Source organism: Bradyrhizobium sp. BLXBL-01 (assembly GCF_051853025.1).
GTDB lineage: Bacteria > Pseudomonadota > Alphaproteobacteria > Rhizobiales > Xanthobacteraceae > Bradyrhizobium.
The window spans coordinates 4,360,985-4,384,489 of the sequence record NZ_CP182471.1 but is presented as its reverse complement, the minus strand read 5'-3'; the positions used below and the strand labels follow the sequence as shown (position 1 = coordinate 4,384,489).

Here is a 23,505-nt window from a genome sequence, read left to right as displayed (position 1 = left end):
CAATCGGGCCGCACGTCTCGGTTTGTTGGGCATCGGCAGTTTTCTCGCTCCTACCATTTTGGGCAGCAATGGTTTGAGCTTGGGCGCGGTCTTGGGTAAGCTTGCCCGGGGCCGTGCTTTGGGACGAGTAGGGGATTTCCCAAGTGTTGGCGGTATGGGACCTGCAAAAGACGCTGCCGATTTGCGGCGCGGTGCTGATCGCGGCGCTCGCCTTGGGCGGGTGTTCGAGCCAGTTCGCGGATCTGGCGCCTGCGGATGCGCCGCCGCGTGCCAGGGAGCCCGGCACCTATCTGCCGGTGCACGATCTGCCGCCGGATCGCGATCAGGCGATCATCCCGCTGGAGCAGCGCGCCAAGATCGAAGCCGAGCTCGCCGCCGCGCGCGACCGCCAGGCCGCTGCCGCGAAGGACGGCAAATAGGTTTGTGCCCGCGAGACCGGCAAGGTAATCGCTGGCGCGTCCGTGTTGCCGTGCTAAAAGACCTCGGTTCAGCCAAGAGTCAGGGCGAACGACTTCAGTCTTCGTCGCCGACGATTGCTCTAAGTATTTGATTTTGAGTAATTTTCGCGATGAGACCTGAGGGCTTTTGGAATGGCCCTCGCGGCCTGTCGATTCTGTCCTGACCGGTTGCCCGGAGCCCAGAGAGCCATGGAAGAATTTTACCGCATTCGCCGCCTTCCGCCGTACGTGTTCGAGCAGGTCAACCGGGCCAAGGCGGCTGCGCGGAATGCCGGCGCCGACATCATCGACCTCGGCATGGGCAATCCGGACCTGCCGGCGCCGGCGCATGTGCTGGAGAAGTTGAAGGAGACGCTGGGCAAGCCGCGCACCGACCGCTACTCCGCCTCGCGCGGCATCCCCGGACTGCGCCGGGCCCAGGCCGCCTATTACGCCCGCCGCTTCGGCGTGAAGCTGAACCCCGACACCCAGGTGGTGGCGACGCTGGGTTCGAAGGAAGGTTTTGCCAACGTGGCGCAGGCGATCACCGCGCCCGGCGACGTCATTCTGTGTCCGAACCCGAGCTACCCGATTCACGCCTTCGGCTTCTTGATGGCGGGCGGCGTGATCCGCTCGGTGCCGTCAGAGCCGACGCCGCAATTCTTCGAGGCGGCGGAGCGCGCGATCGTGCATTCGATCCCCAAGCCGCTCGCGCTCGTCGTCTGCTATCCCTCGAACCCGACCGCCTATGTCGCGAGCCTGGACTTCTACAAGGACCTCGTCGCCTTCGCCAAGAAGCACGAGATCCTGATCCTGTCCGATCTCGCTTATGCCGAGGTCTATTTCGACGAGAGCAACCCGCCGCCCTCGGTGCTGCAGGTGCCGGGCGCGATGGACTGCACCGTCGAGTTCACCTCGATGTCGAAGACCTACTCGATGGCCGGCTGGCGCATGGGCTTTGCGGTCGGCAATGAACGCGTGATCGCTGCGCTCGCCCGCGTCAAATCCTACCTCGATTACGGCGCGTTCACGCCGGTGCAGGTCGCGGCGACCGCGGCGCTGAACGGCCCGGACGATTGCATCAAGGAGATGCGCGACACCTACCGCAAGCGTCGCGACGCGCTGGTGGAATCGTTCGGCCGTGCCGGCTGGGACATCCCGCCGCCGGAAGCCTCGATGTTCGCCTGGGTGCCGCTGCCGGAAGCCTTCCGCAGCATCGGCAGCATGCAGTTCGCCACCCTGATGGTGGAGAAATCCGGAGTCGCGGTGTCGCCCGGCGTCGGCTTCGGCGAGCATGGTGAAGGATATGTCCGCATCGCCATGGTGGAAAACGAGCAACGGATCAGGCAGGCCGCGCGCGGCGTGCGCCGCTTCCTTGAAAGCGGGATCGAAACGTTGCACAACGTCGTTCCGCTCGCCAATCGGCGTTAATTCTCTTCTGCAGGTTTTCTGAAGTATCATGGTCGCACCCCTGAAAGTGGGCATAGCGGGGCTCGGCACCGTGGGTGCCGAAGTTGTCCGCTTGATCGAAACGCAAGCGCGCGTGCTGGCGGGCCGCAGCGGCCGCGGCATCCGCGTCGTTGCCGTCACCGCGCGTTCGAAGGCGAAGAAGCGCGGCATCGACCTGCGCGGCGTCGACTGGGCCAAGGATCCGATGGCGCTCGCCACGCATCCGGAGGTCGATTGCTTCGTCGAGCTGATGGGCGGCGCCGGCGATCCCGCGCTGTCGGCGGTGGACGCTGCGCTCAGTGCCGGCAAGTCGGTCGTCACAGCGAACAAGGCGCTGCTCGCCAAGCACGGGCTCAAGCTCGCCAAGGCGGCTGAAAAGCACGGCGGTGCGCTGAATTTCGAGGCAGCCGTCGGCGCCGCAATCCCCGTCATCAAGACGTTGCGCGAAGGTCTTGCCGGAACCGGCGTCAACCGCGTCTACGGCATCCTCAACGGCACCTGCAATTACATCCTGACCCGGATGGAGCAGGAGGGCCTGTCCTTCGCCGAATGCCTCAAGGACGCGCAGCGGCTCGGCTATGCCGAGGCCAACCCGTCCTTCGACGTCGACGGCCACGATACCGCGCAGAAGCTCGCCATTCTCGCCAGCCTCGCTTTCGGCACGAAAGTTGCTCAAAGCGCCGTGTATGTCGAAGGCATCTCATCCATCGCGCCGGAAGATCTTCGCGCCGCCGCCGATCTCGGTTACCGCGTCAAGCTGCTCGGCGTTGCCGTTCGCACCGCCAAGGGCATCGAGCAGCGCGTGCATCCGACCATGGTGCCGAAATCCTCCTCGATCGCGCAGGTGATGGGTGTCACCAATGCGGTCACGATCGATGGCGAGGGCATTCCGCCGATCACGCTGGTCGGCCCCGGCGCCGGCGGTGCCGCGACCGCATCTGCCGTCGTCGCCGACATCGCCGACGTCGCGCGCGGCATCCGCGCCAATCCGTTCGGTCGGCCGATCGCGCAGCTGCGCGACACCAAGAAGGCGCCGATGGAGCGCCACGAGGGCGGCTATTACATCCGCCTGCTCGCGCGCGATTTCCCCGGCACTGCGGCCGCGATCGCGACGCGGCTTGCGGAGCAGAAGATTTCGATCGAGTCGATCGTGCAGCGTCATCCCAATGGCGGCGCAGCACCCGCTGACGGCAAGGCGGTCCCCGTGCCCGTCATCCTGATCACTTATGCGACGCATGAGGACGCCGTGCGCCGTGCGCTCGCTGCCGTGCAGAAGGACAAGGTGATCAGCGGACGTCCGCAGGTCATCAGGATTGAGAAGAACTGAGCATGCTCCGGAAAAGTGTGACGCGGTTTTCCGGCAAGAGCATGCTCAAACCATAGAGCACGGTTCGAACGAACTGTGGGTGTTGCGAGTTGATGCGGACGGAGATTTCCGTCCCAAACGTTTCGAAGGAGTGAGCCGATGTCGACCCATATTGAAGTCCCCCCGCACGCCTTGCTCGAGCGCATTCTGACGCTGGAGATCGTGCGGGTGACGGAGCGGGCGGCGGTGTCGTCGGCGCGGTTGCGCGGCCACGGCAACGAGAAAGCGGCCGACCAGGCCGCGGTCGACGCGATGCGGCGCGAGCTCAACAAGCTGCCGATCCAGGGCACCATCGTGATCGGCGAGGGCGAGCGCGACGAGGCGCCGATGCTGTACATCGGCGAGCAGGTCGGCCTCAAGGCAGGTCCCGAGGTCGATATCGCGGTCGACCCGCTCGAAGGCACCACGCTGTGCGCCAAGAACATGCCGGGCTCGATCGCCACCATGGCGATGGCCGACGGCGGCACGCTGCTGCACGCGCCCGACGTCTACATGCAGAAGCTCGCGATCGGCCCCGGTTACGACAAGGGCGTCGTCGATCTCGATGCCTCGCCGGCCGACAACGTCCGCCGCCTCGCCAAGGCCAAGGGCGTCAAGCCGGAAGGCATCACGGTCCTGGTGCTCGACCGTCCGCGCCACGCCGACATCATTTCGAGCGTGCGCTCGACCGGCGCTGCCGTGCGCCTGATCACCGACGGCGACGTCGCCGGCGTCATCCACTGCGCCGACCCCGACAACACCGGCGTCGACATGTATCTCGGCACCGGCGGTGCACCGGAAGGCGTGCTCGCCGCCGTGGCGCTGCGCTGCATCGGCGGCCAGATGCAGTGCCGCCTGATCCTCGACTCCGACGAGAAGCGCGAGCGCGCCGCCAAGATGGGCGTCAACGATCCCAAGATGATCTACGGCATCGAGGACATGGCACGCGGCGACTGCCTGTTCGCCGCCACCGGCGTCACCACGGGCTCGCTGCTGTCAGGCGTCAAATTCCGCAAGGACGGCGTGATCGAGACCGAGACGGTCGTGATGCGCTCCGTCACCGGCACGGTGCGCTACATCAAGGCCGAGCATCGCGAGCTGGCCAAGTTCCATCTGGACTGATCCAGGCAACACCAACTGCCGTCATTCCGGGGCTCGCGAAGCGAGAGCCCGGAATCCATCGGGCGGCAAACTCCGACGCGAAATGGATTCCGGGCTCGATGCTGCGCATCGCCCCGGAATGACAACAAAAACAATCGGAGGAAGCGCCATGTCCGATCTCTCCGCCGTCAAAGCCCTCGTCTTCGACGTCTTCGGCACAGTGGTCGACTGGCGCACCAGCCTGATCACCGACTTCATGTGGTGGGGCAAGCAGCGCGGCATCAGCGCCGATTGGACCGCGCTCGTCGACGGCTGGCGCGGCATGTACATGGCCTCGATGGACGACGTGCGCAAACATCCCGAGCGCGGCTATGTCATGCTCGATGATCTTCACCGCCGCTCGCTGGAGCAGCTCGTCGAGAAATTCGCGATCAAGGGCCTCACCGAGGCCGATCTCGATTACCTCACCAAGGGCTGGCATCGGCTCCATCCCTGGCCCGACAGCGTCGCCGGCCTGACGCGGCTGAAATCAAAATTCGTGATCTCGCCGCTGTCGAACGGCAACGTCGCGCTGCTCACCAACATGGCGAAGTTCGCCGGCCTGCCGTGGGACCTCATCCTGTCGGCCGAGCTGTTCGAGCATTATAAGCCCGATCCGGAAACCTATCTCGGCGCCGCGCGCCTGCTCTGCCTCAAGCCGGAAGAGGTGATGATGGTCGCCGCCCACAATGGCGATCTCGCGGCCGCGCAGAAGAACGGATTGAAGACCGCCTTCGTCGCGCGACCGACGGAGTACGGGCCGCTCCAGAAGGTCGATTTCGAAGCAACCGGCAATTGGGACATCGTCGCGAAGGATTTTGGCGGCATCGCCGACAAGCTCGGCTGCTAGGATGGGCAAGCAGATCCCCGAACGATATCGAGATCTGCGAACCTTCGCGTTCGGCGACAGCCCTGCGCTGGCGGACGAATTGGTCGAGCTCGTCGTCAACGGCATCAAGACCGCGACGTGCAGCACCGAGGACGAGCCGAACACCTCTACGCCCGGTGAGCGCTGGGTCGTGCTCGACGGGCGCGGAGAGCCGCGCTGCGTCATCGAAACCATCGAGGTGACATACCGGCGCTTCAATGAGGTCGATGCAGCCTTTGCACATGACGAGGGAGAGGGCGACCGGAGCCTGGCTGATTGGCGCCGTGCCCATCAATCCTATTTCGGCAGGCTCGGTCGCTACAGCGACGACATGATGCTGATGTGCGAGCGATTTCGCCTGGTCGAGGTCTTCGGCGATGCCGGTATGGATCCATAGGGGACGAGGAGATCCTAACTCTGGATCGCTCGTACGAGACCGGCTTGTGGGGCGCCTCGCGCCGCGAGGAACAGTCCGGGCGGCCCGCGCCGCCCGGACCTGAACTGATAGCTACAACGTCATCTTCATCGGCTCCGGATAGTAGCGGAAGCTATCTCCCGCCTTGGCGACGTGGCCATAGCCAGGCCAGGCGAAGTGATAGGACATCACCGGGATCTTGTTCGCCGCCAGCATCGTCAGCAGCTTGACGCGCGACTCGGCCGCCTGCTTCGGGTCGGAGTCGTAGGAGAACTCCATCCGTGGTTTCTCCAGCAGCAGCACCGAATGGTGCGAGAGATCGCCGAGGAAGGCGAATGACTTGCCTGCCGACGAGACCATGAAGATGGTGTGGCCGACGGTGTGGCCGGGCGCCGCGATCGCCTGCACGCCGGGCAGGAATTCCTCGCCATCCCTGAAGAACTTGATCCGATCCCGGACCGGCAGCAGGTTCTTGCGGGCGTGGACGACGAAGTCCTTTGCCGCGCTGCCGAGCTTGCCTTCGTCGGTCCAGAAGTCGAAATCGCTCTGGGCAATGTAGACTTGCGCGTTGGGGAACAGCGGCTTGCCGCCCTCGTCGACGATGCCACCGATATGATCGATATGGGCATGCGAGCACACGACGGCATCGATGTCCTCCGGCTTGATGCCGGCCTCCGTCATGCTCTTCTGCTGACGTCCGGTGCTGGCGCCGAACATCTTCGATGAGCCCATGCCGGTGTCGAACAGGATGAGCTTGTCGCCGGTGTTGACGATCGGAGAATTCTGTTCGAGCACGACATTGTCCGGCGACAGGAAATTGTCGGCCAGCATCTTCTTGACCTCTTCCTTGGGAACGCCGGTGAAGGTCCCGGAGGGATCGCCGAGCGGAAGCGGTCCGTCGGATACGACGGTCACCTCGGCATCGCCGAGAACGAAGCGGTGCCAGTAGGGCGTCTGGGTGCCGAGCTTGGGCGCCCGCGCCATCGCGCTGCTGCCGAGCATGGCGCTGGCGCCGAGGCCGGCTCCGAGTGCGAGTAGGGATCGACGCGAGACGTCAAGTGTCATTCGTATCCTCCATTTTCTGTTTTGATCCGCGCGATTGTTCGCGCGTGATGTGCGGCTTTGGGCCGGCAGCGGGATGCTGCGCCGGTTCAGACAGGCTCGCAAGAGGAAACGGATTGATGATCGCGTGGCGCGCAAGCATCAATCAATGATTGTGTCGCGATTGTGTTCGCTGGATCGTCGCTGCAGAAATCTCACGCGATACGGAGCGAGGGCTCACTTGCATCCGTTTCGGCAAAGCCCGCCTGCAGCACCTCTTCGCGCTTGTGACGAAGATGCGCCCGCAGGATGTGGGCGAGGCCGACTCCGTCGCGGCGCTGAAGTGCGTTGAGGATCGCCTCGTGCTCCTTCACGGCGAGCGCCCAGCGCTGCGGCGTCATCGGCGTGACGTAGCGCGCGCGCCGGATGCGCGCGGTCACCGAGGCGTAAAGCCCTGCGAGCACGGGATTTCCTGCTGCGGTCACGATGCCTTCGTGGATGGCGCGGTTGCCGCGATAGTACTGGATCAAATCGCGGTCGCGATAATGCTGCACCATCTCGTCATGCGCGGCGGCGATCGCGTCGATCTCGGCATCGCCAATGCGCTCGCAGGCGAGTTCGCCGGCGAGGGCCTCCAAGCCCTGGCAGACCTCGAACAGGTCGCGCATGTCCTTGTCGGTCAGTTTTGCTGCGCGCGAGCCGCGATGCGGCAGCAGCTGCACGAGCCCTTCCGCGGCCAGCACCTTGAGCGCCTCGCGCAGCGGCGTGCGCGAGATTTCGAGCCGCTCGCACAGCTCGCGCTCGGGAATCCGCGCGCCCGGCGGGATTTCGCCGTCGAGCAGGATGGCGCGGATGCGGCCGACAACCTCCTCGTGAAGCATGGAAGCGCTCCGTTTTGAATGCAAAAGCGGGATTATATGGCGATATTCGGAAGTTCCCGCTTGCTAATCGCAAATTTTGCATTCAAAAATGTAAAAAACAAGAGGACATGAGGAAATGGACCTTGCTACGGAGGCGGACGACCTCGTTTTTGAATGCAACGATGGCATCGGGCGGATCACCTTCAACCGGCCGCAAGCCCGCAATGCCTTTACCTTCGCCATGTACGAGCGGCTCGCCGCGATCTGCGAGCAGGCCAACCGCGACCCTGCGATCAAGGTGCTTGTACTGCGCGGTGCCGGCGACAAGGCCTTCGCGTCGGGCACCGACATCAACCAGTTCCGCGAATTCAGAACGCCGCAGGACGCCATCGACTACGAGAACCGCATCGATCGCGTGCTGACCACGCTGGAGCAGTGCCGGGTGCCGACGATCGCGGCGATCAACGGGTTCTGCACCGGCGGCGGCGCCGGCATTGCCGCGGCCTGCGATCTCCGCATCGGCACGAAAAGCGCAAAGATCGGATTTCCCATCGCCAGGACGCTCGGCAATTGCCTGTCGATGTCCAATGTCGGCCGTCTCACCGCCCTGATCGGCGCGGCGCGCGTCAAGGATCTCATCTTCACCGCGCGCCTCGTCGATGCCGCGGAGGCCGCAAGCGTCGGACTGCTCGGCGAGGTCGTCGAGGATCTTGCCGCCCTTGAAGGACGCGCGGACGAGGTCGCCCGGCTCGTTGCGAGCCGTGCGCCGCTGACGCTGAATGCGACCAAGCAGGCTGTCGGCCGCCTGCAACGGCGGCTGACGCAGGACGAGGGCGAAGACCTCATCCTGATGTGCTACACGAGCCAGGACTTTCGCGAAGGGCTCGATGCTTTCCTCAACAAGCGCGCGCCGCAATGGCGCGGCCAATAGGACGAGCCGATGCAAAGTTCACAATCCACCTCTCGCCGTTCGGGGCCGCTGGCCGGCCTCAAGGTCATTGACCTTACCCACGTCATGGCCGGACCGACCTGCACCTTGATGCTCGCCGACATGGGCGCCGACGTCATCAAGATCGAGAAATGGCCGAACGGCGACGACACCCGCCATTCGGTGCCGCCGAAGATCGGCGACGAGGCGGCGTCCTTCCTGATGATGAACCGCAACAAGCGCGGCATCGTGCTGGATCTCAAGACCGACGGCGGCAAGGAGGTGCTGCGCCGGTTGATCGCGGATGCCGACGTGCTGGTCGAGAACTTTGCGCCTGGCGCGATGGAGCGCCTCGGCTTCGGCTATGAGGCGCTGCACGCGGAATTCCCGGCACTGATCTATTGCTCCCTGTCGGGCTTCGGCCGTACCGGCCCCTACAAGCATCGCAGGGGATTCGACCTCGTCGCGCAGGCCATGAGCGGCATCATGAGCTTTACCGGCGAGCGGCCCGACGGTCCTCCGGTCAAGTGCGGGCCGCCGCTGTCCGACATCACGGCCGGCCTGCTCGCGAGCATGGGCATCCTTGCGGCCTACACCCATCGCCTCAAGACGGGCGAGGGGCAGTGGGTCGAGACCTCGCTGTATGAAGCCGCCTTGGTGCAGACCTATTGGCAGTCGACCATCGCGCTCGCCGCGGGCACCGCGCCGCGCGCGATGGGCTCGGCGCATCCGCTCAACGCGCCGTATCAGGCCTTCGAAGCCTCGGACGGCTGGCTCGTGGTCGGCGGCGCCAACAAGAAGCACTGGCTGTTGATGCTGGAAGCGCTCGGCGCAAGCGAGCTCGCCGACGATCCGCGCTTCGTCACCGGCGCCGATCGCATGGCCAATCTGAAGAAGCTCGAAGCCGTCCTCAGCGAGCGCTTCCGCACCCAAACGCGGGCGCATTGGCTCGCGGCGCTGGACGAGAAGGGCGTGCCGTGCGGCCCCGTGCACGACATGCTGGAGGCGCTGAGCGATCCGCAGACGCTGGCGCGGGAGATGGTTGTCGAGGTCGAGCACTCCACGCTCGGTCCCGTCAAGACGATCGGGCTTCCCATCAAGTTTTCGGAGACCCCGGGCAAAGTGCGATCAGGCGCACCGGTCTATGGTGAACACACGCGAGAGGTTCTGGCCGAGCACGGGTTCGACCAGTCACGAATCGAAGCGCTCGAAAAAGAAGGCGCAATCGTTTCCGCCCAGGAAAAGCGCGAGGAACGCGTCGCCTGAACGGACGTCGATACGACAACAATAAAAGACAAAAAAATCAGCTGGAGGAAATCATGGGTCGGACGTCAACATTTCTGCTCTCCGCAGCCGCAGTCGTGCTCGCCGGCACCATGCCGGCGCTCGCCGCCTGGCAGCCGCAAAAGCCGATCGAGTTCATTGCCACCGCCGGCCCCGGCGGCGGCACCGACAATCTCGCGCGCGCGGTGCAGAACATCATCACCAAGCACAAGCTGACGGACCAGCCGATCGTCGTCGTCAACAAGGGCGGCGGCAGCGGCGCCGAGGGCTATGTCTACGGCAAGGCCTCCGCGGGCGATCCCTACAAGGTGATCTTCGGCACCTCGAACGCCTGGCAGCAGCCGCTCGTCTCCAAGGTCGCCTTCAACTACACCGATCTCACGCCGATCGCGGCGATGGCGCAGGACGAGTTCCTGCTCTGGGTCAAGCAGGACGCGCCCTACAAGACTGCGGGCGACTATCTGAAGGCGGCCGCATCGGGCGAATTCAAGATGGGCGGCGCGCAGTCCAAGGACACCGACGAGGTGCTGACCCGCATGATCGAGAAGGTCGGGAAGGTCAAGCTGACCTACATCCCCTTCAAGAGTGGCGCCGAGACCGCCGTGCAGCTCGCCGGCGGCCATCTCGATTCCCACGTCAACAACCCCAGCGAAAGCCTCGGGCAATGGCGCGGCGCCACGCAGCGCCCGCTTTGCGTGTTCAGCCCGAAGCGGCTGCCGCAGGGCCCGAAGGTCACCGCGACCGAAGGCTGGGGCGACGTTCCGACATGCGTCGAGCAGGGCCTCGACATCAAGCAATACGAGCAGCCCCGCACCGTGTGGCTGCCCGGCAAGGTCACGCCGGAGCAGGCCGCGTTCTATGTCGACCTCATGAAGAAGGTGCAGGCAACGCCGGAGTGGAAGGACTACATCGAGAAGACCTCCCAGGTCGACACGTTCCTGACCGGTGCCGAGCTCGACAAGTTCATCAAGGAGGACCTCGAGCACGTCAAGCAGGTCGCGGGCGAGCAGGGCTGGCTGGTCAAGTGAGGCCGAGGATGGCCTTCGATCGCGCAGCCGACTACAGCCCTGGTCCTCATCCTGAGGAGCCCGCCGGAGGCGGGCGTCTCGAAGGATGGCCGTGGATGCGATCTCGCCTGGAGCCGTCCTTCGAGACGCGCGCCAAAGCGCGCTCCTCAGGACGAGGACTGTTTCGCCGGAGCTGCCCATGATCTCACGCCGCACGCTTGAGCTTGCGACCGCCGTGCTCACCGGCAGCTTCGGCGTGGCTGTCGTCGTCTCCAGCCTCGACAACGGCATTGGCTGGTCGAGCGCAGGCGTCGATGCCGGCACGTTCCCGTTCCTGACCGGGATCATCGTCGTGCTCGGCAGCCTCTACAATCTGGGACGAGGCCTGCTGCCGGCCGCGACGCTCGCAAACGTACCGATCGCGATCACGTCCATCGAGCTGCGGCGGCTCGCGGGCCTGTTCGTGCCGGCTGCGATCTTCGTCGCCGCGATCCCGCTCGCCGGGATGTACGTCGCCTCGGCTCTTTACGTCTTCGCGGTGCTCGCGATCCCGCGGCACCAATCCGTGCCGCGCGCGCTCGCCATGGCAGGAGCCACGGCGCTCGCGCTCTATCTCGTGTTCGAGCGCATGTTCCAGGTCAGCCTGCCGCACGGCGCGCTCGCCGCCGCCTTCGGGTTCTGACGGAGGGCCCGATGGACAATCTCGCAGAGCTCCTGCACGGCTTCACCATCGCGGTCACGGCGCCGCATCTGGTTCTGATGGTGGTCGGCGTGCTGCTCGGCATTCTCGTCGGCGTGCTGCCGGGGCTGGGCGCGCCGAACGGGGTGTCGCTGCTCCTGCCGCTCACCTTCGGCATGCAGCCGGTCTCGGCGATCATCCTGCTCTCCAGCATGTATTGGGGCGCACTGTTCGGGGGATCAGTGACCTCCATCCTGTTCAACATTCCGGGCGAGCCGTCGTCGGTGGCGACCACCTTCGACGGCTATCCCATGGCGCGCGACGGCCGCCCGACCACGGCGCTCGCGACCGCCTTCGGCTCGGCGGCGTTCGGTGCGCTGATCGGCGTCATTCTGATCACGTTCCTCGCCTCCTGGGTGGCGCAGGTCGCGCTCGCCTTCGGACCGGCCGAGTATTTTGCCGTGTATTTCCTGGCCTTCGCCAGCTTCGTCGGCATGGGTGGCGCGGCACCGATCAAGACCGTCGTGGCACTCGCAATCGGCTTTGCCATCGCCGCCATCGGCATCGACACGGTGTCCGGCAGCGTGCGTCTCACCATGGGAGTTGACGAGCTCGTCAAGGGTGTGAGCTTTGTCGTCGCGGTGATGGGCCTGTTCGGCATTGGCGAGCTGCTGGTCGCCGTCGAGGAGGAGTTTCACGCCCGCGCGGTTTCCTCGAAGATCGATTGGCGCGAGGTGTTCCGCGCCGTCGGCCGCCTGCCGCGGCACGGCGTGGCATTGCTGCGCAGCGCCGCGATCGGCTGCTGGATGGGCATCACGCCGGGCGGCCCGACCGCGGCCTCCTTCATGAGCTACGGGATTGCGCGCCGCTTCTCGCGCCGCGGCCGATATTTCGGCACCGGCGAGGTCGAAGGCATCATCTCTCCGGAGACGGCCGATCATGCCGCCGGGACCAGTGCGCTGCTGCCGATGCTCTCGCTCGGCATTCCCGGCTCGGCGACCGCGGCCGTGATGATGGGCGGGCTGATGATCTGGGGCCTCAATCCCGGGCCGATGCTGTTCGTCGACAGCAAGGATTTCGTCTGGGGCCTGATCGCCTCGATGTATGTCGGCAACATCGTTGCCGTGGTGCTGGTGCTGCTGACGGTTCCGGTGTTCGCCGCTTTGATGCGGATACCCTTCGTGGTGATCGCGCCGCTGATCGTGATCATCTGCGTCGTCGGCGCCTATTCGGTGTCGAACTCCTATCTCGACGTCGTCATGATGCTCGGCTTCGGGGTCGTCGGCTATCTCTTCAAGAAGCTGTTCTATCCCTTAGCGCCACTCGTGCTCGCAATCGTCATCGGCGACAAGGCCGAGGACGCGTTCCGGCAGTCGATGCTGATCTCCAAGGGCTCGCTGGGCATCTTTTTCGCGAACAAGCTGGTGACGTGCCTGATCGTGGGCGGCATCGCGCTGCTGCTGCTTCCGCTTGTGCTGCAGCTGGCGCGGCTCTGGCGCAAACCCTCTTCGCCCGCGACCGATACGCCAGTCCAGGAAAAGGTGATCATATGACCGCAAAGCCGCTGATTGCGCTGGCCATGGGCGATCCCGCCGGCATCAGCCCGGAGCTGACGGCGAAGCTGGTGGCGCAGGACGACATTCGCGCGAGCTGCCGGCTCGTCGTCATCGGCGATCGCCGCATCTTCGACGAGGGGGCGCGCGTCGCTGGCGTCCGGCCGGACTTGTCCACGGTGGAGCAGGGGACCGAGCTTCGCGCGGCGGGGGAGGATGCACTGTTCATCGATCTCCGCCACCTCGACCCCAGGGCGGTCGAGCCGAAGACGGCGACCCTTGCCGGCGGAAAATTCGCGCTGGCCAATTACAGACATGCGCTCGAGCTCGGCCGCGACGGCCATGTCGACGCGGTCTGTTTCACCCCCTTCAACAAGCAGGCGATGCGTCTTGCCCGTGCCGAGTACGACGACGAGATCGCGTTCTCGGCCGAGGTCGTCGGTCTCAAAACGCCGGCAAGCGAATTCAACGTGCTCGACCGGCTCTGGAACGCACGGGTCACTTCCCACATCCCGCTCAAGGACGTCGCTGCGAAGCTGTCCGGCGAACGCATCCATCGCGCGCTCAAGCTGACCGATTCCTGCATGCGCAACGCCGGCTTTGCGCGGCCGCGGATCGCGGTCGCAGGCCTCAATCCCCATGCCGGCGACGGTGGCAATTTCGGCCGCGAGGAGATCGATGTGATTGCGCCGGTGGTCGCAGCAAGCCAGCGCGAGGGCATTGCTGCGGAGGGACCGTTTCCCGCCGACACCGTGTTCCTGCGCGCCAAGGCCGGCGCCTTCGATGCCGTGCTGACGATGTATCACGACCAGGGCCAGATCGCGATGAAGCTGATGGGTTTCGATCGCGGCGTGACCTTGCTCGGCGGCTTCCCGTTCCCGATCTGCACGCCCGCGCACGGCACCGCCTACGACATTGCGGGGCAAGGCATCGCCTCGATTGGCGCCAGCCGCGCGGCACTGCTGCTCGCAGCGGAGATGGCTCGGCGCACCCGCTAATGAATCAGGGATATTCAGGCCGTCGCGAGCCACTTGGCGAGCGGCGTCGTCCCGAGCCGCGCCTCGCCGAGCGGGTTCAGCGATTGGTCGTCGATGAGAGCGCCGTAATAGGGCGCCTTCGGATCTCCGACCACAGGCCGGGCGTCGCCGGATGCCCTCAGACGCCGCGCGATGAATTCGTTGAAGGGCGCCTTCTCGGGTCCGGCGATATCGATCGTCCCGTTGAGCGGCTGCTCCGTTGCGACTTCGGCGAGGCGGTCGGCGACGTCGGCTGCCGCGATCGGCTGAAACAATGCGGAGGGAACGACGATCTTCCCCTCGCGCACGCTGGTCTCGGCGATGGCGCCGAGGAACTCGAAGAACTGGGTGGCGCGCACGATCGAGTAGGGGACCGAGCCGGACTTGATGACGGTTTCCTGCGCCAGCTTGGCACGGAAATAGGCGTTGTCGGGCGAGCGGTCGGTGCCGACGATCGAGAGCGCCACGTGATGTCTCACGCCTGCTGCGGCCTCGGCCGCGACGAGATTCTCGCTCGATCGCTGGAAGAACGCGAGCACCGCGGCCGGCTCCCAGGACGGCGCGTTGGCGACGTCGACGACCACATCCGCGCCCGAAAGCGCTGCGGTAAGGCCTTCCCCGGTGACGGCGTTCACGCCGGATTTCGGCGAGGCAGCCACCGCATCGTGGCCGTGCTGCTTGAGCTTCGCCACGAGCCTGGACCCAATCAATCCGGTTCCGCCGATCACGACGATCCTCATGGCATGTCTCCTTGCGATTGCGGAGCGCGAGATGATCGAAGCCAATCGAAAGTCGCGCCTCCCACGTCACCCATATGGTGCGAAGTGACTCTAGCCGATCCACGGCGCAGGCTCTTGCCTGTAACAGGCATACCTTGGCGGAAAATGCTGCCCGCATTTTGCCCGACGTTTCAAAACGTCCTGATGAACGCAAGGTGGCGCAGGCCCCTAAAAAAGGCCAATGAAAACAACCCTCAGGCTACTGTGCATGGGGTTGTTTTCGCAGTTTGGGATTGGACGGGCGACCGCGTCCGATTTCGGGAAGGCGGCCCCTGGTCGCGTCACGCCCCGCAGACAATCACGCCGTACCAGCCGAGCCCGCGATAGGTCTCGTAACCCGGGGTGGCATGGAACGCGACCAGCGTGCCGGTGCGGTCGTGGTAGAAGCCGGAGCGCTGGCCGTTCAGCGACAGCGAGATGCGTTCGCTGAGGATGCCCTGGCCGTCGGAGGCCGCGATCACGCGGAAATTCGAATCGACCAGCAGCACGCGGGCCTTGTCGCTGTCGCCGACGCGCACGCCCTGTACGATGGCGCGGGCCTGCGGCTCCCAGTCGAAATGGATGGCGAGCACTCCGATCGGCGCGCCGTTGGCCTGGCCGCCGGCGCGGACGCTGGCGCAATAGGTCGCGACCTGGGCATTGCCGAGCAGCGGCTGGTTCTCGACGTCGCCGGCGACATAATCGTCGCCGGAGCGCAAGGACCGCGCGTCGCGAAACCATTTGGTATGGGCGACGTTCTGGCCGACGACGCGGAAGCGGTCGGCGCGGCCGTTGGCGATGACGTTGCCGTCGAGGTCGCAGAGCCAGAGATCGAGATAGACGGTGTAGGCCCCGAGGATCACGCCGAGGCGCTGCGAGGCATGGGAGACGGCCGCAGCACTGGGCGAGGCCGCGCAATCGACCACGGCGGAATCGGTCGCCCACCAGCGCACGTCGCAGGTGCGTTCATAGAGATTGCGGTCGATCAGCTCGATCGCGTTGAGCGACAGGTCGACCATCCGCTCGCCGCGGGAGCGCTGGCTCATGCGGTCGATCGAGGCGACGAGATCGCCGGTGCGTTTGGTTAGCTGGGTCTCGAGCTCGCGGGCGATGGTCTCGACCTGCTGGCCGACGCCGCGCACCTCCTGAGCCACGACCGCAAAGCCCGCGCCTTGCGCGCCGGCGCGCGAGCTTTCGATCAGCGCGTTCAGCGCCAGCATCTTCATCTGGTTGGTGATCTGCTGGATCGACTTGGTCTTGTCGACCGCGATCTGGTTGACCTCCGCGGTGAGGCGGTTGATCAGCGCGGAGATGTCGGAATCATCGTCCGCAGCCTCGGTGGCGATCGGCTTGGCTTTCAGACCCAGCGCAGCTGACATCGGGAACTTCCCTTGGCAATGAGGTCTGATCTGCAATGAACCCGGAACAACAACTTACAGATCGAATACGATTCTTTTTCGAGGATTCCGCCTAACGCCTGCTTAATTTGCTGTTTGCCGGAATGCCTAAATGATAGTCACTCCGGCCCGCCGACCTGCCATCCACCGCTTTGTGCGCCCCAGCCGTTGCAAATCGCCGGGGTTTCCCAGCCAATCCTTTCAAGCCAGTCCCGGCCGCGAGCGTGATCGCCCGGACCCGAGTTCCCAATCGATAGCCCTCGCCATGACGCCTCCCGCATCCGCACTGCCCGTCGAAGCGCCCCAGGCGTTCCTGGGCGTGGCACGCTCGCTCACCGACAAGCTGTGGCGCGACCGGCTCGATGCCCGCGGCGCGGCCCAGGCGCTCGCCATGGTGCAGCGGCACCAATTGCCGGAGCTGCTGGCGCGGGCGCTGGCGGGGCGCGGGGTCGATATCGACGCCGTCACCGATTTCCTCGATCCGACCATCCGTAAGCTGCTGCCGGACCCCTTCACGGTGACGGAAATGGAGGCCGCCTCCAAGCGCGTCGCGGATGCCGCGACCAATGGCGAGAAGGTCGCGATCTTCGGCGACTACGACGTCGACGGCGCCACCTCGGCGGCGCTGCTGGCCTGGCACCTGCGCCATTGCGGGCTCGATCCGCTGATCCACATTCCCGACCGGATTTTCGAGGGCTACGGCCCGAACGTCGAAGCCGTGCGCGGGCTCGCCGCAAAGGGCGCGACGCTGCTCGTCACCGTCGATTGCGGCACCACCAGCATCGAGCCGCTCGCCGAGGCCAAACGCCTCGGCATGTCCGTGGTGGTGATCGACCACCACCAATGCGGCCTCGATCTCCCCGAGGTCGATGCGCTGGTCAATCCGAACCGTTCCGATGATCTCTCGGGCCTTGGCCATCTCGCCGCCGTCGGCCTCGTGCTGGTGACGCTGGTCGCGGTCAATCGCGAGCTGCGCCAGCGCGGTTTCTGGACGAGCGAGATGCCGGAGCCCGATCTCCTGGGCATGCTGCACCACGTCGCGCTCGGTACCGTCGCCGACGTCGCGCCGCTGATCGGGCTCAACCGCGCCTTCGTGGCGAAGGGGCTGATCGCGATGCGTCGGCGCGACCATGTCGGCCACACTGCGCTGATGGACGTGGCACGGCTCAACGGCCCGCCGGAAGCCTGGCATCTCGGTTTCATGCTGGGGCCGCGCGTCAATGCCGGCGGCCGTATCGGCCGCGCCGATCTCGGCGTGCGGCTGCTGCTCGAAGGCGACAGCATCGAGGCGGCGCGGATCGCGGCCGAGCTCGACCGTCTCAACAGCGAACGCCGCGTCATCGAGCAGGCGGCGGAAGCCCAGGCCGAAGCCGAGGCGCTGGCCTCGATCGGGTTGGAGGACAAGCTCGCCGTGATCGTCACGGCCTCGGAAGGCTGGCATCCGGGCGTGGTCGGCCTCGTCGCCTCGCGCCTGAAGGAAAAGTTTTCGCGGCCTGCCTTTGCCATTGCGCTGGAGCCCGGCGGCATCGGCACCGGCTCGGGCCGCTCGATCGCGGGCGTGGATCTCGGCAAGGCGGTACGGCAGGCGGTCGCCGACGGCATTCTGCTCAAGGGGGGCGGCCACGCCATGGCCGCGGGCGTGACGCTGCGCAAGGAGAAGCTCGCCGAATTCCGCGCCTATCTCGAGAACGCGCTGGCGCGCGACGTCGCCGAGGCGCGCCACGTCAACGAGCTCTATATCGACGGCGCGGTCTCGGCGCGCGCGGTGACGCCGGAGCTAGCGACGACGCTCAACCGCGCCGGTCCCTTCGGCAGCGGCAATCCGGAGCCGGTGCTGGCACTACCGGCGCATCAACTCGTCTTCGCCGACGAGGTCGGGCAGGCACATCTGCGCCTGCGCTTCAAGGCGGGTGATGGCGCCATCGTCAACGGCATCGCGTTCCGTTCGATCGGCCAGAAGCTCGGCAATGCGCTGCTCGCCAATCGCGGCCAGCAGATGCATGTCGCGGGCTCGTTGTCGGTGGACCGCTACCAGGGCGCGGAGCGCGTGCAATTCCGCGTCGTCGACGTCGCGCTACCGGACCAGGGGCCATCCGTGATTAGATGACGCATGATCGACGAGATCATGCGTCAGAAGCAGGTTGCTCAAACAACAAAAAAGGGAGTGAACATGGCAGGGCAGGTTGAGGGCAAGGTCGCGCTGGTGACGGGCGGCGCCTCCGGCATTGGCGAGGCTATCGTCGAGCTGTTCGCGCGCGAAGGCGCGACCGTTATCATCACCGACATCGACGAGCTGCGCGGGCCCGACCTCGCCAAGCGCGTGACGAATGCCGGCGGCAAGGCGATCTTCCTGGAGCAGGACGTCACCAGCGAGGAGCGCTGGATCGAGATCGTCGCCGAGATCGCAAGGCGCTTCGGCCGGCTCGACGTGCTCGTCTCCAATGCCGGCATCGGAATTTCCGTGCCATCGATCGTCGACATGACTCTCGCTGACTGGCGCAAGCAGAATGCGATCAATCTCGATGGCGTGTTTCTGTCGGTCAAGCATTGCCTTCCCCTGATGCGTAAGACCGGCGGCGGCTCGATCGTCATGATGTCCTCGCTGGCCGGCCTGCGCGGCTCGCCTGGATTGTCGGCCTATTCAGCGACAAAGGGCGGCGTGCGGCTGTTCGCCAAGTCGATCGCGATGGAGTGCGCGGCGGCAGGCGACGGCATCCGCGTCAACTCGGTTCATCCCGGCATCATCGATACCCCGATCTGGGGCAAGATCCCGACGGGGGCGGCCGGCTCTGGCCAGAACGCCCCGATCGATCCGGAGGAGCGCGCCCGTGTCGTCACGCCGCTTGGCCGTGCCGGCCAGGCCGCGGAGATCGCCTCGGGCGTGCTGTATCTCGCCTCCGATGCCTCGCGCTATGTCACCGGCAGCGAGCTCGTCATCGATGGCGGCATGAACGCCGGCGGGGTGCCGCGGCGCGCTTGATCGACGCAGGGCAGGGTGGCGACCGCAGGGGCTGACGCGAAGGCGCCAGCCCTGTACAACACGGGCCAGCTCCCCAACCGACAGAGGTGTCCTTCGCCATGGCGCACAGCCTTCACGCGTCCTCACCCGCGCCCGCGACCTTCCGCTCCAATCGGCCGGATCTCGCCACCGACGCGATCCGCACCGCACGCGAGGATCTCGCCGCCTGCTTCCGCATGGCCGCGCGCAACGGCTTTGAGGAGGGCATCTGCAATCACTTCTCGGCGGTCGTGCCGGGCCATGACGACCTCTTCCTCGTCAACCCCTACGGCTACGCCTTCCGCGAACTGACGGCGTCAAAGCTCCTGATCTGCGATTTCCACGGCAACGTGCTCGACGGCGAGGGCGTGCCCGAGGCGACCGCCTTCTACATCCATGCCGAGATGCACAGGCTGCTGCCGCGCGCCAAGGTCGCCTTCCATACGCACATGCCCTATGCCACGGCGCTGTCGATGACCGAGGGCGAGCCCCTGATCTGGGCCGGCCAGACCGCGCTGAAATTCTACGGCCGCACCGCGGTCGACCGCGACTATAACGGCCTCGCGCTCGACAACCGCGAAGGCGCGCGTATCGCCTCCGCCGTTGGCGATGCCGACATCGTCTTCATGAAGCATCACGGCGTGATGGTGCTGGCGCCGACCATCGCGGAGGCCTGGGACGATCTCTATTATCTCGAGCGCGCCGCCGAGGTGCAGGTGCTGGCGATGTCGACCGGACGGAAGGTGCTGCCGGTCGATCCCGCGATTGCGGCCGAGACCTACAGGCAGATGCGCGAGGGCGATTCCGAATCCGCCCGGCTGCATCTCGCTGCGATCCGCAGACAGCTCGATGCGGAAGAGCCGCAATACAGGCACTGAGAAAGGGAGCACCAGCCACGGTGTCATTCCGGGGCGCGCCACTTGGCGCGAACCCGGAATCCATTTTTCCGCGCGCTTGCTGCCCGATGGATTCCGGGCTCGCGCTTCGCGCGCCCCGGAATGACGAGCGCGACTATCCACCCTGCCGCAGCTTGGCCAGCACCTTCAGTCCACCATAGCCGTCCGCCGGCGTGATGCCGGCGCGCTGCTGGAAATCCTTGACCGCCTTCATGGTGTCGTTGCCGACGCGGCCGTCGGTGCCGCCGGTGTCGAAGCCGGCCTTGGTGAGGCGCGTTTGCATCTCCTGCACCTCGGCGAGCGTCAATGCACGCTCGGAGCCCGGGAAAGGCTGGATGAAGGGCGGAGCTCCCAGGCAGCGATCCCCGAGATGGCAGATCGCCAGCGCGTAGTTCATGGAAGGGTTATAGCTCTTCACCGAATAGAAGTTCGGTCCGAGCAGGAAGGTCGGCCCGCCCGCAACCGGCGTCCACATCTGTGCGGATGCGTTGGGCTGCGGAAACGGTTGGCCGTCGGCGCGGCTGACGCCGGCCGCCTGCCAGGCTGCATAAGTACGGTTGCCGCTCATGTTGCCGGACGCGCGCACCTCGTAGCCCCAATGCTCGCCGCGATGCCACTTGCCGCGATTGACAAGGTATTTTGCAGTCGAGCCCAGCGCGTCGTCGGGCTTGCCGAACGGCGAGACCTTGCCGTCGCCGTCATAGTCGATGCCGACATTGAGCCAGACTTCCGGCATCCATTGCGAATGCCCCATCGCGCCGGCCCAGGAGCCCTTCATCTCCTCGGGCGTGGACCAGCCCTTGTCGACGATGCGCAGTGCGTTGATCAGCTCGGTCTCCCAATAGGCCTTGCGGCGCGGCTCGTTCCAGGCGAGCGCGGCGAGCGAGGGAAACACCGGCCTCATGTGGTTCTGCTGCACCAGGGGATCGCCATAGGCGGACTCGACGCCCCACAGCGCCAGCAGCGTGCCGCGCTCGACCCCGAAATCGCGCTCGACGCGGGCGAGCAGCGCCTCGTTGTTCTTCAGCGCGACCTTGCCGTTGATGATGCGCCAGTCCGAGACGCGACGGTTGATGTACTGCCAGACCTGCTCGTGGAATTCGGGCTGGTTGCGCATCTGCGCGAACACGCTCATGTCCGGTTCGACCCGTCCCATAGCGCGCTGCCATGTCGCGGCGGAAATACCATTTGCCATCGCGCGTGCGCGAAAGCTCTCACGCCATTCGTCGAAGCCGGGAGGCGCGGCGAGAGCGCGGGTGGGAAGCGCGAGCAAAGCGGCTGCACCAAGCGTCGACTGGAGCAGGGCGCGGCGGGTGTGACGGGGCGAGGAATCAGCGTGCTTCATGGGCACATTCTAGCCGGAAACATGGCCCGTGTGAGTCGGTTCCAGAAACGGCAGCGTGCTGAAGTCCTGCCTGGGCGGGTCAGCTGTTCCCACCGGAACAAGTGTCGCTCTTCCCGCATTCCCTCCACACCCGGAAGGAGGAGAAGACGGGGCCGTGGGCCTGCCTTCCGTATGTCTGTTCATCGAAACATCGGGGTCCAATGAAGATACGCACGCATGCGGAAAGCCATGTCGTCGAGCTCGACGACGGATCGCAATGGAAGATCTTTCCCGGCGACCTCGCGACGACGCTGAGCTGGAAGCCCGAAACCGATTTGCGTCTCGAGCCGAGCGGTGAGCGGGTGAATTCGCACGTGCTGGTCAATACCGCCGACCAGACCCGCGTGCGGGTGATCGCGGCGGACGAGACCTGGCCCGACGGCGCAGTCAAGAACGCCTTGAAAGGCGGGTAGAACTGCGGCCGCGACAGCTGCGATGCCGGTCGCCTAGTCCTCCTGCAGGTCAGCCGCAATTCCGGCAAGCCAGCGCCGGATCGTGGTTTCCGCCTTTGAATCCAGATTTCGAGCGAGGCGCTTCTCCAATTCGAGCACACGCTGCCGGCACGTCTTCAAAAGTGTCGCGCCGCGCGGCGTCAGCGTCCATTGCTGGATGCGGCCGTGGACGGGATGAGGCGTCATGACAATGGCACCGTCGCGTTCGAGGTTGCGAATGATGACGCCGACGGTCTGGGGGGTCAGGAAGGTGAGGCGGGCGACATCGGCCCCCGACAAGCCCGGATAGGCGTTGAGCATCGTCAGCACCGCGAATTGCGGCGACGTCACGCCGAGATCGGCCAGGGTGCGCTCCATCGTCAGACGAACCGCGGCGTGGGCCTGGCGCAGCAGATAGCCGAGGTAGCCCTGCTCGCCGCGCTTGCCTTCGCCCGGCGCGGGAACATGCACGGCGCCGCCTTCAACTGCCTTTCGTCCCGATTGCGATCTCGTGACGTCATTGGTCTTGCGTGGCATATAAGAGCTCTTATAAGATATCCGAGCTCTTATAATAGGCCGAGGTGAATGGCAATGTCACACGCCCGCAGCGAATATGAAGATTTCAAACGGATCGCGCCCGATGCGTATGATCTGGTGCTGGCGCTGGGCCAGCTTGCGGCCAAGGCCGGCCTCGACAAGCAACTGCTCGAACTGGTCAAGCTGCGCGCCTCGCAAATCAACGGCTGCGCCTTCTGCGTGCAGCACCACGTCCTGCTGTCGGAACGGATCGGCGTTCCCGTCGACAAGCTCCATCTGGTCGCGGTCTGGCGCGAGGCGCCGATCTTTTCGCCGCGCGAGCGGGCTGCGCTCGCCTGGGCCGAGGCGCTGACCTGTCTGCCCGACGGCGTCGGCGACGAGGTCTATGCGGAAGCGTCCGGCGAATTCTCCGAGACTGAATTGACGTACCTGACCTCGGCCGTCGCCTCGATCAACGTCTGGAACCGCTTCGGCGCGGCGTTTCGCTGGACGCCTGCAAAGCGGCCGGTCGCAACGGCCGCCGCTGCGTCCTGACGGAGGCAAGGGGAGATCACGATGACAGCCATGAGCTTTTCTGCCGTGCAGTGGCCGGCGCCGTCGCGTTCGACGACGCTCGCCGTCGTCGCAGGGGTCGCCTGCGCGCTCGCGATCGGCAAGACGCTGCCGGTGACGATGGACACCGTCGCAGGCGTACTGACCCCGCTCTGCGCCACGGCCGCGGAGGGCTCGCCGCTCGACAAGGTCGAGCCGATCGGCTCCTACGCGCTGCCGAACGTCCCGGGCAAGCGCGTCACCATCGTGCGCGTGTTCTATGGTCCGGGCGGGTTTTCGCGGCCGCATCGCCACGCGGGATCCGTTACCGCCTACATCACCAAGGGCGAGATCCGCTCGCAACTCGGCGGCGGCCCGGTCGAGACGTTCGGCGTCGGCCAGTCCTTCTTCGAACCACCGGGCTCGACGCACCTGGTCTCGGCCAATGCCAGTATGACGGAGCCGGCGGAGTTGATTGCGGTGTTCGTGGCCGATGAAGGCGCGCAGCTGACGACTTTCCTGGAGTAGCCTACACGGGGCATTCGCGACGG

The 23,505-nt window shown here is 65.6% G+C and carries 24 protein-coding genes; 18 read left to right on the top strand and 6 right to left on the bottom strand.

The annotated features are described in order from the left end of the window. Window positions 1–143 precede the first annotated feature (143 nt). The 6 genes from ACNJYA_RS20405 to ACNJYA_RS20380 all read left to right on the top strand — a co-directional run bounded on the left by ACNJYA_RS20405 (window position 144) and on the right by ACNJYA_RS20380 (window position 5,636). On the top strand, window positions 144–419 hold the full coding sequence (locus ACNJYA_RS20405; RefSeq protein ID WP_172789142.1) for a hypothetical protein: 276 nt from the start codon (window positions 144–146) through the stop codon (window positions 417–419). Window positions 420–647: 228 nt separating this feature from the next. Beyond that, the gene (locus ACNJYA_RS20400) at window positions 648–1,868 is read left to right on the top strand and encodes an LL-diaminopimelate aminotransferase (RefSeq protein WP_172789143.1); all 1,221 of its coding nucleotides are present in this window, start codon (window positions 648–650) and stop codon (window positions 1,866–1,868) included. Window positions 1,869–1,896: 28 nt separating this feature from the next. Beyond that, the gene (locus ACNJYA_RS20395) at window positions 1,897–3,213 is read left to right on the top strand and encodes a homoserine dehydrogenase (RefSeq protein WP_172789144.1); all 1,317 of its coding nucleotides are present in this window, start codon (window positions 1,897–1,899) and stop codon (window positions 3,211–3,213) included. Window positions 3,214–3,351: 138 nt separating this feature from the next. Continuing rightward, window positions 3,352–4,353: a class II fructose-bisphosphatase gene (gene glpX / locus ACNJYA_RS20390; protein ID WP_172789145.1), complete on the top strand. Its 1,002-nt coding sequence runs from the start codon at window positions 3,352–3,354 to the stop codon at window positions 4,351–4,353. A gap of 148 nt (window positions 4,354–4,501) precedes the next feature. Continuing rightward, on the top strand, window positions 4,502–5,221 hold the full coding sequence (locus ACNJYA_RS20385; protein ID WP_212258621.1) for a haloacid dehalogenase type II: 720 nt from the start codon (window positions 4,502–4,504) through the stop codon (window positions 5,219–5,221). A 1-nt stretch (window position 5,222) separates the two neighbouring features. Then, window positions 5,223–5,636, top strand: a complete 414-nt coding sequence (locus tag ACNJYA_RS20380; RefSeq protein WP_439400618.1) for an ASCH domain-containing protein — start codon at window positions 5,223–5,225, stop codon at window positions 5,634–5,636. A 111-nt stretch (window positions 5,637–5,747) separates the two neighbouring features. On the opposite strand, the gene ACNJYA_RS20375 is transcribed toward ACNJYA_RS20380, so the two are convergent. Further along, window positions 5,748–6,719: an MBL fold metallo-hydrolase gene (locus ACNJYA_RS20375; RefSeq protein ID WP_439400617.1), complete on the bottom strand. Its 972-nt coding sequence runs from the start codon at window positions 6,717–6,719 to the stop codon at window positions 5,748–5,750. 191 nt (window positions 6,720–6,910) lie between these two features. Beyond that, window positions 6,911–7,576, bottom strand: a complete 666-nt coding sequence (locus tag ACNJYA_RS20370) for a GntR family transcriptional regulator (RefSeq protein ID WP_172789150.1) — start codon at window positions 7,574–7,576, stop codon at window positions 6,911–6,913. Between the two features lie 115 nt (window positions 7,577–7,691). On the opposite strand from ACNJYA_RS20370, the gene ACNJYA_RS20365 reads away from it, so the two are divergent. From ACNJYA_RS20365 to ACNJYA_RS20340, 6 genes are all read left to right on the top strand, one after another. Beyond that, complete coding sequence (locus ACNJYA_RS20365) at window positions 7,692–8,486, top strand: enoyl-CoA hydratase/isomerase family protein (protein WP_439400616.1); 795 nt, start codon at window positions 7,692–7,694, stop codon at window positions 8,484–8,486. 9 nt (window positions 8,487–8,495) lie between these two features. Then, window positions 8,496–9,749 (top strand): CaiB/BaiF CoA transferase family protein, encoded by a 1,254-nt coding sequence (locus ACNJYA_RS20360; RefSeq protein WP_439400615.1) that lies wholly within the window; start codon window positions 8,496–8,498, stop codon window positions 9,747–9,749. A gap of 53 nt (window positions 9,750–9,802) precedes the next feature. Further along, window positions 9,803–10,795: a Bug family tripartite tricarboxylate transporter substrate binding protein gene (locus ACNJYA_RS20355; RefSeq protein ID WP_439400614.1), complete on the top strand. Its 993-nt coding sequence runs from the start codon at window positions 9,803–9,805 to the stop codon at window positions 10,793–10,795. Window positions 10,796–10,973: 178 nt separating this feature from the next. Next, window positions 10,974–11,456, top strand: coding sequence for a tripartite tricarboxylate transporter TctB family protein (locus ACNJYA_RS20350; RefSeq protein WP_212258628.1), 483 nt, complete (start codon window positions 10,974–10,976; stop codon window positions 11,454–11,456). An 11-nt stretch (window positions 11,457–11,467) separates the two neighbouring features. Then, entirely contained in the window at window positions 11,468–13,006 is a 1,539-nt protein-coding gene (locus tag ACNJYA_RS20345; protein WP_439400613.1) for a tripartite tricarboxylate transporter permease, read from the top strand. Continuing rightward, window positions 13,003–14,004: a 4-hydroxythreonine-4-phosphate dehydrogenase PdxA gene (locus ACNJYA_RS20340; RefSeq protein ID WP_439400612.1), complete on the top strand. Its 1,002-nt coding sequence runs from the start codon at window positions 13,003–13,005 to the stop codon at window positions 14,002–14,004. The genes ACNJYA_RS20345 and ACNJYA_RS20340 overlap by 4 nt, the downstream gene beginning before the upstream one ends. A 14-nt stretch (window positions 14,005–14,018) precedes the next feature. On the opposite strand, the gene ACNJYA_RS20335 is transcribed toward ACNJYA_RS20340, so the two are convergent. Then, entirely contained in the window at window positions 14,019–14,762 is a 744-nt protein-coding gene (locus tag ACNJYA_RS20335; RefSeq protein WP_439400611.1) for an SDR family oxidoreductase, read from the bottom strand. 320 nt (window positions 14,763–15,082) lie between these two features. Next, a complete protein-coding gene (locus tag ACNJYA_RS20330; protein WP_439363143.1) occupies window positions 15,083–16,159 on the bottom strand; it encodes a methyl-accepting chemotaxis protein in 1,077 nt (358 codons plus the stop codon). Between the two features lie 283 nt (window positions 16,160–16,442). On the opposite strand from ACNJYA_RS20330, the gene recJ reads away from it, so the two are divergent. From recJ to ACNJYA_RS20315, 3 genes are all read left to right on the top strand, one after another. After that, entirely contained in the window at window positions 16,443–18,284 is a 1,842-nt protein-coding gene (gene recJ / locus ACNJYA_RS20325; RefSeq protein WP_439400610.1) for a single-stranded-DNA-specific exonuclease RecJ, read from the top strand. Window positions 18,285–18,347: 63 nt separating this feature from the next. Beyond that, window positions 18,348–19,157 (top strand): SDR family NAD(P)-dependent oxidoreductase, encoded by an 810-nt coding sequence (locus ACNJYA_RS20320; protein WP_439363141.1) that lies wholly within the window; start codon window positions 18,348–18,350, stop codon window positions 19,155–19,157. A gap of 98 nt (window positions 19,158–19,255) precedes the next feature. Next, window positions 19,256–20,053 (top strand): aldolase, encoded by a 798-nt coding sequence (locus ACNJYA_RS20315; RefSeq protein ID WP_439363140.1) that lies wholly within the window; start codon window positions 19,256–19,258, stop codon window positions 20,051–20,053. Between the two features lie 133 nt (window positions 20,054–20,186). Here ACNJYA_RS20315 and ACNJYA_RS20310 read toward each other — a convergent pair whose 3' ends face one another. After that, window positions 20,187–21,416 carry a lytic murein transglycosylase gene (locus ACNJYA_RS20310; RefSeq protein WP_439363139.1) on the bottom strand — a complete coding sequence of 410 codons (1,230 nt, stop codon included), beginning with the start codon at window positions 21,414–21,416 and terminating at the stop codon, window positions 20,187–20,189. A 200-nt stretch (window positions 21,417–21,616) separates the two neighbouring features. Here ACNJYA_RS20310 and ACNJYA_RS20305 point away from each other — a divergent pair, with 200 nt between their 5' ends. Continuing rightward, window positions 21,617–21,868, top strand: a complete 252-nt coding sequence (locus ACNJYA_RS20305) for a hypothetical protein (protein ID WP_172789163.1) — start codon at window positions 21,617–21,619, stop codon at window positions 21,866–21,868. 33 nt (window positions 21,869–21,901) lie between these two features. On the opposite strand, the gene ACNJYA_RS20300 is transcribed toward ACNJYA_RS20305, so the two are convergent. Continuing rightward, the gene (locus tag ACNJYA_RS20300) at window positions 21,902–22,423 is read right to left on the bottom strand and encodes a MarR family winged helix-turn-helix transcriptional regulator (RefSeq protein ID WP_439363138.1); all 522 of its coding nucleotides are present in this window, start codon (window positions 22,421–22,423) and stop codon (window positions 21,902–21,904) included. A 54-nt stretch (window positions 22,424–22,477) separates the two neighbouring features. Here ACNJYA_RS20300 and ACNJYA_RS20295 point away from each other — a divergent pair, with 54 nt between their 5' ends. Both ACNJYA_RS20295 and ACNJYA_RS20290 read left to right on the top strand, forming a co-directional pair. Beyond that, on the top strand, window positions 22,478–22,957 hold the full coding sequence (locus ACNJYA_RS20295) for a carboxymuconolactone decarboxylase family protein (protein WP_172789165.1): 480 nt from the start codon (window positions 22,478–22,480) through the stop codon (window positions 22,955–22,957). 21 nt (window positions 22,958–22,978) lie between these two features. Further along, window positions 22,979–23,482: a cupin domain-containing protein gene (locus ACNJYA_RS20290; RefSeq protein WP_439363137.1), complete on the top strand. Its 504-nt coding sequence runs from the start codon at window positions 22,979–22,981 to the stop codon at window positions 23,480–23,482. Window positions 23,483–23,505: the final 23 nt, after the last annotated feature.